Source organism: Bradyrhizobium sp. P2_E8 (assembly GCF_056403875.1).
Genome location: NZ_JBFUES010000241.1, coordinates 1 through 8,469 on the forward strand (window position 1 = coordinate 1; position 8,469 = coordinate 8,469).

Sequence of the window (8,469 nt, forward strand, 5' to 3'; positions counted from 1 at the left end):
ACTCGAGGCGGTTTCATCCACCCGCCCGGTCGGTCAACTTGTTGCGGGAGACATCGCGGTCACCGCAGAGCAAATCCGTTTCTTCGCTGAATWCGCGGACAAGGAAGGCAGCGATCTGGTGCCCACCGACGACAAGCATCTCGGCATCATCATGACTGAGCCCTTCGGGGTCGTCGGCGCCATTACGCCCTGGAATTTTCCTGTATCCATGGCAGGCTGGAAGCTCGGACCGGCTCTTGCTGCGGGCAACGCGGTCGTGCTCAAGCCATCCGAAATGACGCCGTTCTCGTCCGTCTTCCTCGCCCAATTGGCGGTACAGGCGGGCCTGCCCGCGGGGCTTGTCAACGTCGTGCTCGGTGACGGGCAGACAACCGGTACCGCCATGACGGGACATCCCGACGTCGCCAAAGTGAGCTTCACCGGATCGACTGGCGCTGGCGCGGCCATCATGGCCAATGTCGCGCGCACGGGCATCAAGCCAATGACGCTCGAGCTCGGCGGCAAGAGCCCACAAATCGTCTTCGCCGATGCCGATCTCGATCAGGCCGCTTCTGCGATTGCCGGCAGCATCATCGCAAATGCCGGGCAAGCCTGTGTCGCCGGATCGCGGCTCATAGCCCACGCCTTTGTGGCCGAGCCGCTCGTTGAGGCCATCCTCGCTCGTATGAAAGCCGTTCAAGCAGGCCCCACCTGGGACGCCGCAACGACCTATTCCCCGATCATATCCGAGGGGCAGCGCACGAGGATTCACTCGCTCGTGCAAGCAGCCTGCGCCGAGGGCGCAGAATGCCTTAGCGGCGGCGAACCGATGGAGGGCAAGGGCTATTTCTATGCGCCGACGCTTCTTGCGAAGGTCGATCAGTCTTCTCCCGCCATCACCGAAGAGATCTTCGGACCGGTACTGACCTTACAAACGTTCACGACCGAGGAGGAAGCCTTGGCGCTCGCCGACCACCCGACTTACGGTCTCGCTGCCGGGCTCTTTACCCGCGATGTTTCACGGGTCATGCGGATCACACGCGCAATTTCCGCTGGCACTGTGTGGGTCAACCGCTACGGCCGATCGCGTGACCACATCCTGCCGACCGGGGGCTACAAGCGCTCCGGCATTGGCAAGGACCTCGGCCGCGAGGCCTATCACGCCAACCGCCGCTCCAAGAGCGTGCTCATTCAGGTTTAGAGCCTCCATGAAGAACTATACGATCGCACTCATTCCGGGCGATGGCATTGGCCACGACGTGACGGAGGCCGCCTGGGCGGTCCTTGAGGTTGCCGCCAAGCATTCGGGCTTTGCGCTCAATGGCGCCAGATTTCCGTGGTCCTGCGCGTTCTACAGGGAAACGGGCTCGATGATGCCTGCTGACGGCATCAAGACGCTGCAGAAGTTCGACGCCATTCTGCTTGGCGCAGTCGGCTGGCCTGCGGTCGTGCCCGATGCCGTTTCGCTGCACGGGCTCCTGCTGCCGATCCGCAAGGAGTTTACCCAGTATGCCAACATTCGGCCGCACCGCCTGCTCCCGGGTGTCAACGGCCCGTTGAAGGCGACCGAGTTTGACATCCTCTGCATCCGCGAGAACACCGAAGGCGAATATTCGGGGGCTGGCGGACGGGTGCATCAGGGCACCGGCGACGAGGTCGCGGTCGAGACCTCCGTGTTTACGCGCGCCGGGGTGGAACGGATTTTGCGATTCGGATTCGCCCAGGCGCGCAAGAGGCGTGGGAAGCTCGCCTCGGTCACCAAGTCGAATGCCCAAAGATACTCGATGGTCTTCTGGGACGAGATGACCCAACGGGTTGCTGCCGAGTATCCGGACGTGGAAGTCACGAGCTACCACGTGGATGCACTGGCCGCGCGCATGATCCTGGCGCCGGAGAGTCTCGACGTCGTCGTCGCCTCCAACCTGTTCGGCGACATTCTGACCGATCTCGGCGCGGCTATTCAGGGTGGACTTGGCTTTGCCGCCTCCGCCAACATCAACCCGGACCGCAACGCTCCTTCGATGTTCGAGCCCGTTCACGGCTCAGCGCCCGACATCGCTCATCTCGGCACTGCCAACCCAATCGCAGCCATCTGGTCCGGGGCGATGATGCTCGATCACCTTGGCGAGCGCGATGCCGCGGCACGCGTCATGGCGGCGCTCGAGAAGACCACTTCCCATGGCATCGGTACGGTCCAAGGCAAACACCGAACCGAAGCGATCACCGCAGCCGTTCTTTCCAGGCTCTCCCAATAGACAAGGATCCGACATGCAGAATCTGAGCGACAAAGGGCTCTTCCGCCAGCAGGGTTTGATCGGCGGCCAATGGCAGGCGGCTCTCTCGTGCAAGACGGTCGACGTGATCGAGCCGGCGACGCAGGCTGTTCTTGGTACCGTGCCGGACATGGGACGGGATCAGACCCGCGCCGCCATTGCCGCCGCCGCCGAGGCATCCCGCGCCTGGCGCGCAAAGACGAGCGCCGAGCGCGCGGCGCTTCTGGAAGCCTGGCATGGGCTCATGATTGCGCATCTGGATGACCTGGCCCGAATTCTGACGCTCGAACAGGGCAAACCATTGGACGAGGCCAGCAGCGAGATCCGGTACGGCGCTTCGTTCGTCAAGTGGTTTGCGGAGGAAGCCCGGCGCATCGGCGGCACGACGATCCCGTCACCAACGGCCGATCGGCGCATCGTGGTTCTCAAGGAGCCGGTGGGCGTGTGCGGCATCATCACGCCGTGGAATTTCCCGAACGCCATGATCACGCGCAAGGTGGCTCCCGCGCTTGCGGCGGGGTGCACCGTCGTGATCAAGCCCTCCGAATTCACGCCCTATTCGGCGCTGGCTCTCGCGGTTCTGGCCGAGCGCGCCGGAATTCCCGCCGGCGTGATCAATGTCGTCACGGGATTGCCGACCGAGATCGGCGCCGAGATCATGGCCAACGAATTGGTGCGCAAGATCTCCTTCACAGGGTCGACCCGCATCGGCGCGCTGCTGATGCGCGGCGCCGCAGACAGCGTTAAGCGGGTGAGTCTCGAACTCGGCGGGAACGCCCCCTTCATCGTCTTTGACGACGCCGATCTTGATCTCGCGGTCGAAGGCGCGCTCGTGTCAAAATTCCGCAACGGTGGCCAGACCTGTGTTTGCGCCAATCGGATCCTCGTGCAGGCCGGCATTTATGATGCCTTCGCAGACAGGCTTGTCGCTCGTGTCAATGAAATGACGGTGGGACCAGGCCTCAAGCCCGGTGTGGCGATTGGACCGATGATCAACGAGGCGTCGATCAGCAAAATCAACCGCCATGTCGCCGACGCGCTGTCCAAGGGCGCCCGCATCGCCACCCAACCGGCTACACTGCCGAAGGGGCCGCAATTTACGGCGCCGATCGTGCTGACCAACGCAACCACCGATATGGTGCTGGCGCACGAGGAGACATTTGGTCCGGTCGCGCCGCTCTTCCGCTTCGAGACAGACGACGAGGCGATTGCCATCGCGAATGCGACGCCGTTTGGATTGGCCGCATATTTTTACACATCGAACCTCAAGCGGTCCTGGCGCGTTGCAGAGGCGCTCGAGGTCGGCATGGTCGGCCTCAACACTGGTATGGTGTCAACGGAGGTCGCCCCATTCGGCGGAGTGAAGCAGTCTGGATTGGGGCGTGAAGGAGCGCAAATCGGGATCGAAGAGTATCTCGAGGTGAAAACCTTCCATATCGGCGGGCTGGCTTAGCCAGCGACGGAACGGAGAAGGCGCCGCTCGCGCTTCCCTTTCCGGACAGGCAGCCACCGAGACGGACAAATCGCAGTCTGTGATTTGTCGGCCCGCGCGGTGGCCTGGAGTGTCCGAGCTACTGAATTCGATCGAGCATCTTGTAGTACATTCCCACCAACGGCAGAAACCATGGTTTGCCAAAGTGGCCGGGCACCGCAGGCCAGCGGAGGCCTTTCATCGGGTTTCTATCCTCTCGTCCCAGCATGGCGTCGGCGATGATCATGCCAAGATGGGTCGACAGCTGTGCGCCATGTCCTGAATAGCCCATCGCATACCATAGCCCATCTTGGTAGCCGGCCCGTGGATAGCGGTCACTGGTCATGTCGACGAGCCCGCCCCAGCAATAATCGATTGGTATGCCGGCGAGTTGCGGAAAAATTCGCGTGAGACTGTCGGCGAGAACGGCGCCGCTCTTGGCGTCGGACCGCTGGTCTGAGGTCGCCGAGAACCGCGCGCGTCCGCCGAAAATCAAGCGATTGTCGGGCGCAAGCCGAAAATAATTGCCGACGTTCATCGAATTGACGCAAGTACGGTTGCCGGGCATCGTGGCTGCGACTTCAGCCGCGTCCAGCGGACCGGTCGCTATGATGAAGCTGCCGACCGTGACGATGCGCCGTCTGAAGTAGCCGAAATTCGGCGTGGTGTAGGCGCCCGTGGCCAGCACCACCTGATCGGCGGTGACGCTGCCGCGCGACGTCGTCAGGCGGTGGCGCGACCCTTCCCGCGCCTGGGCGATGACCGCCGCCTTCTCGAAGATGACGGCACCGCGGCGTTTGGCTGCCTCGGCCAGCCCGATGCCATAGCGTCCCATATGCATCATGGCGCTCTTCTTCGAGAGCATCGCGCCGAAGAAGGGCGAACCCACCTCAGAGCTCAGATCCTGGGCGGAGAGCAACGCGGTCTCCGGATCCACCTCGCGATGGACCGCCTCGAAATTCCGCGCGATTGCATCGAAGTGCTTCGGCTTGGAAGCGAGCTTCAGCTTGCCGGCGCGGCGGAAACTGCATTCAATCCCCTCCTCCGCGATCAGCGCCTCGAGAGTGTCGATCGAAGCATCGAGCGCACGATAAAGCGCGATAGCTCGCTCCTGGCCCAACTCCGTCTTGGCGGCAAGATAGCTATGAGCCAGACCGTTATTGAGGTGTCCGCCGTTCCGGCCTGACGCTCCGCAGCTCACCCGGTCGGCCTCGAGCACAACAACCCTGGTGCCCGCCTTCGCGAGCTGTCGCGCGGCTCCCAGGCCTGTGAAGCCACCGCCGATCACCGCAACATCGTAATGCCCCTCGACCGCCCCTTCAGCGCCACCGCTGAAGGCCGGTGCGGTGTCATGCCAATAAGAGACGTATTTCACCGCAGATCCGTGGGCTTAGAGGCCGAACACATCCGGCAGGCCGGCAATGTCCCTGATTTCAACATAGCCGTAATATGGGTTGGCGGGCTCGTGCCCGCGATTAACCCACACCTTGTTCTTGATGCCGAGATCATGGGCCGTCATCAAGTCATAACGGAACGAGGAAGAGCAGTGTGCTACGTCCTCGGGCCCGCAGCCCAGCGCATCAAACATGTATTCAAAGCCCTTCATGCGCGGCTTGTAGGATCTCGCCTGTTCGGCCGTGAACACCGCGTGGAAGGGCGCGCCAAGCTTCGCCACGTTGGAAGGGAGCTGCACATTCATGGCGTTCGAGAGGATGACCAGCGGTATTTTATTGGCAATCCTGGACAGGCCAGCGGGAACGTCGGGATGCGGCCCCCAGGTCGGTACGCGGTCGTAGACCATCTGCGCATGCTCTACCTTGAAGGCGACACCGTTGCGCTTGCAGGCGCGCTCGAGCGCGTTGTGAATAACCTCGGCATAAGGCTTCCAGTCGCCGAGAACCTCGTCGAGCCGATACGCCGCGAAGTCTCTGACGAATTCAGTCATCCGCGGTTGGGGTAGCAGAGCGCCATAGAGATCCTGCGCCGCGTCTGCCATGCGGAAGTTCGTCAGCGTCCCGTAGCAGTCGAAAGTTATGTATTTCGGGCGAAAATGGCTCATCATCCTCATCCTGGCGCGCTTGCGCGATTTCACAGCTGCAAACATAGAGCGCCTGTGCGGCATAAGATGCGGCTTTTCCGCCGGCTGCAGTCGAAGATATCGTTCACGCGGTGACCTTCAGACGATCTGCCCGTCCCTTACACAGGAGACTGGAGCCGGACAATGGAAACGAGCTAATGACGCAGAGCTCCATCTCGCTCATCGCCTTCGGGCCCGAACATCTCGCAGGCGCCACACGCCTTTCACGTCAAGCCAATTGGCCGCACCGCATCGAGGACTGGCAATTGGCACTCACCCTCAGCACGGGAATCGTCGCGGTGGATGCGAATGCCACAACCGTGCTCGGGACGGTTCTGATGACGCCGTACAAGCGCGATGTCGCAACCATCAACATGGTCCTGGTCGATGAAGCCGCACGCGGGCGTGGATTGGGCCGCAAGCTCATGGAGGCAGTGATCGCTCTGGCGGGATCGCGCGCGCTAAGGCTCATTGCAACGCGCGAGGGTTTGGCGCTCTATCACAAGCTCGGCTTTCGCGAAACCGGCACCATCGTCCAGCATCAGGGACAGGTTCGGCGCGTCGCGCTTCCCACGCATGTCCGGCCGCCAGAGGCGCGCGAGATATCCGAGATCATCGAACTCGACAGAAGCGCGAGCGGTGCAGACCGCGAGGATCTGCTTCGTGTTCTTGCGAAGGTCGGTCGCCTCGCGGTACTCGTTGACGGCTTCCGGATTGCCGGATTTGCAGCCGTACGTGCCTTCGGCAGGGGTGAGGTGATCGGCCCCGTCGTGGCCGCCAACGCCGACGACGCGACGGCTCTGCTCGCCTATTTCATGGCCGAGCGGGAAGGACAGTTCGTTCGCGTGGATACCGCCGAGACACCCCAATTAGGGTCCTGGCTCACGGATAAAGGCCTCGTCCGCGTGGACGAAGGCGTTGCCATGCAGCGCCCCGTCATTCCGCGATCCAGCGGCGCGCCGCTCACCACGTTCGCCCTTGCCAGCCAGGCTTTCGGATAAGCGGAGATCGTTAATGCTCAGCAATTCTCTCATCGAGCTCGATCGGGCCCATCTCATCCACCCGGTCGCCTCCTACCGGGGTCACGAGGCCGCCGGGGTCAGGGTGCTGAAATCGGCCAAGGGAGCAACGGTGACCGACGCCTCCGGACACCAACTCGTTGACGGCTTCGCCGGGCTCTGGTGTGTCAATGCCGGCTATGGGCACGAGAGCATCGTTGCGGCCGCTTCCAGGCAGATGCGTGAGCTTCCCTACGCAACGGGCTATTTCAGCCTTGGCTCGGAGCCGGCGATCCGGCTCGCGGCGGAATTGGCACAGCGGACTCCCGGTGACCTGAACCACATCTACTTCACGCTGGGCGGTTCGGATGCCGTCGACAGCTCGGTACGTTTCATCCGCTACTACTGGCACGCCCGACGCGAACCGCAACGCGACCAATTCATCTCCGTCGAGCAGGGATATCATGGGTCCTCAACGGTCGGCGCCGGGTTGACAGCCCTGCCCGCCKTCCATGCCGGTTTCGGCGTGCCGCTCAGCTGGCAGCACACGATCCCCTCGCACTATGTCTATCGGAATCCTGCCGGGCAGGATGAAGATGCCATCATCGCGGCCTCGCTGGCAGCGCTCGAGGCGAAGATCGCGGAGATCGGCGGTCCACATCGCGTCGCCGCATTCTATGCCGAGCCGATCCAAGGATCGGGTGGCGTGCTCGTGCCGCCCAAAGGCTGGATGAAAGCGATGCGCGCACGGTGCCGGGATTATGGCATTCTCTTCGTGGCGGACGAGGTCATTACCGGGTTCGGCAGGACGGGTCCACTTTTCGCCTGCAGCGAGGACGACGTCGTCCCGGACCTCATGACCGTCGCCAAGGGACTGACCTCCGGGTATGTGCCAATGGGTGCAGTCTTCCTGTCGGATCATGTCTACGACACGATCGCCGATGGGGCGGGTGCAAGCGCGGTTGGACACGGATATACTTACTCCGCCCATCCCGTCAGTGCCGCGGTGGCCCTGGAGGTGCTGCATCTCTATGAGAGCGGCTTGCTTGCGAATGGCGCGAAAGCCGGTGCACGTCTGATGGCCGGCCTTCAATCGTTAAAGGATCATCCCCTGGTGGGCGACGTGCGCGGCCGCGGCATGCTGGCCGCGATCGAACTCGTCACCGACAAACAACGCAAGACGCCGCTCCCCGCCGCGGCCGAACCGGCGCGGCGGATCTTCGACCGCGCCTGGAACAACGGCCTCATCATCCGCGCCTTCCCGACAGGCGTGCTCGGCTATGCGCCGCCGCTCTGCTGCTCCGAGTCCGACATCGAAGCCATCGTCGAGCGCACCGCCATGATTCTTGACGAGACTCTGGCCGATGCGGATGTGCGCACCGCACTGCAATAAAAATAGGCATGCGTAAGGGGCCGGCAGATGGCAGGTCCGAAACACTACAAATGGGCGCATCTTCGCAATTTTGTGCCGTTGCCCCGGTTTTTTCGGCCACCGCCGCGGGTCCAACCTGCGAGACTTCGAGCGCGGGAAAAGAATGAAAGCCTGGAGGACGCAGCAACTTGGTCGCCATGACGGGACCAGGCCGGCATCCACCACAACGGCCCGGCAGAACAATCTGCCGCTTACCGCAACCTGAGCCATAGCCGTATCCAATAGCGAGGGGATTGAGA

7 protein-coding genes are annotated in these 8,469 nt (G+C 62.6%); 5 read left to right on the forward strand and 2 right to left on the reverse strand.

Features of this window, described 5'->3' with window-relative positions:
• The 3 genes from AC1D00_RS15615 to AC1D00_RS15625 all read left to right on the forward strand — a co-directional run.
• Nucleotides 1–1,180: aldehyde dehydrogenase family protein (locus AC1D00_RS15615; RefSeq protein WP_477011289.1), on the forward strand; the 1,180-nt coding region annotated here is incomplete at its 5' end.
• Nucleotides 1,181–1,187: 7 nt separating this feature from the next.
• On the forward strand, nt 1,188–2,234 hold the full coding sequence (locus AC1D00_RS15620; protein WP_477011290.1) for a tartrate dehydrogenase: 1,047 nt from the start codon (nt 1,188–1,190) through the stop codon (nt 2,232–2,234).
• Between the two features lie 13 nt (nt 2,235–2,247).
• The gene (locus AC1D00_RS15625) at nt 2,248–3,705 is read left to right on the forward strand and encodes an NAD-dependent succinate-semialdehyde dehydrogenase (protein ID WP_477011291.1); all 1,458 of its coding nucleotides are present in this window, start codon (nt 2,248–2,250) and stop codon (nt 3,703–3,705) included.
• Nucleotides 3,706–3,823: 118 nt separating this feature from the next.
• On the opposite strand, the gene AC1D00_RS15630 is transcribed toward AC1D00_RS15625, so the two are convergent.
• Both AC1D00_RS15630 and AC1D00_RS15635 read right to left on the reverse strand, forming a co-directional pair.
• Entirely contained in the window at nt 3,824–5,098 is a 1,275-nt protein-coding gene (locus AC1D00_RS15630; RefSeq protein ID WP_404552047.1) for an NAD(P)/FAD-dependent oxidoreductase, read from the reverse strand.
• A gap of 15 nt (nt 5,099–5,113) precedes the next feature.
• Entirely contained in the window at nt 5,114–5,782 is a 669-nt protein-coding gene (locus AC1D00_RS15635; RefSeq protein WP_477011292.1) for a haloacid dehalogenase type II, read from the reverse strand.
• A gap of 176 nt (nt 5,783–5,958) precedes the next feature.
• Here AC1D00_RS15635 and AC1D00_RS15640 point away from each other — a divergent pair, with 176 nt between their 5' ends.
• Both AC1D00_RS15640 and AC1D00_RS15645 read left to right on the forward strand, forming a co-directional pair.
• Complete coding sequence (locus tag AC1D00_RS15640) at nt 5,959–6,801, forward strand: GNAT family N-acetyltransferase (protein WP_477011293.1); 843 nt, start codon at nt 5,959–5,961, stop codon at nt 6,799–6,801.
• Nucleotides 6,802–6,814: 13 nt separating this feature from the next.
• Nucleotides 6,815–8,191, forward strand: a complete 1,377-nt coding sequence (locus AC1D00_RS15645) for an aminotransferase class III-fold pyridoxal phosphate-dependent enzyme (RefSeq protein WP_477011294.1) — start codon at nt 6,815–6,817, stop codon at nt 8,189–8,191.
• Nucleotides 8,192–8,469: the final 278 nt, after the last annotated feature.

Excerpts from the sequence above, each read along its gene's own strand:
- AC1D00_RS15640 (WP_477011293.1), top strand. The coding sequence starts at position 5,959 with ATGACGCAGAGCTCCATCTCGCTCATCGCCTTCGGGCCCGAACATCTC.
- AC1D00_RS15635 (WP_477011292.1), bottom strand. The coding sequence starts at position 5,782 with ATGAGCCATTTTCGCCCGAAATACATAACTTTCGACTGCTACGGGACG.
- AC1D00_RS15625 (WP_477011291.1), top strand. The coding sequence starts at position 2,248 with ATGCAGAATCTGAGCGACAAAGGGCTCTTCCGCCAGCAGGGTTTGATC.
- AC1D00_RS15620 (WP_477011290.1), top strand. The coding sequence starts at position 1,188 with ATGAAGAACTATACGATCGCACTCATTCCGGGCGATGGCATTGGCCAC.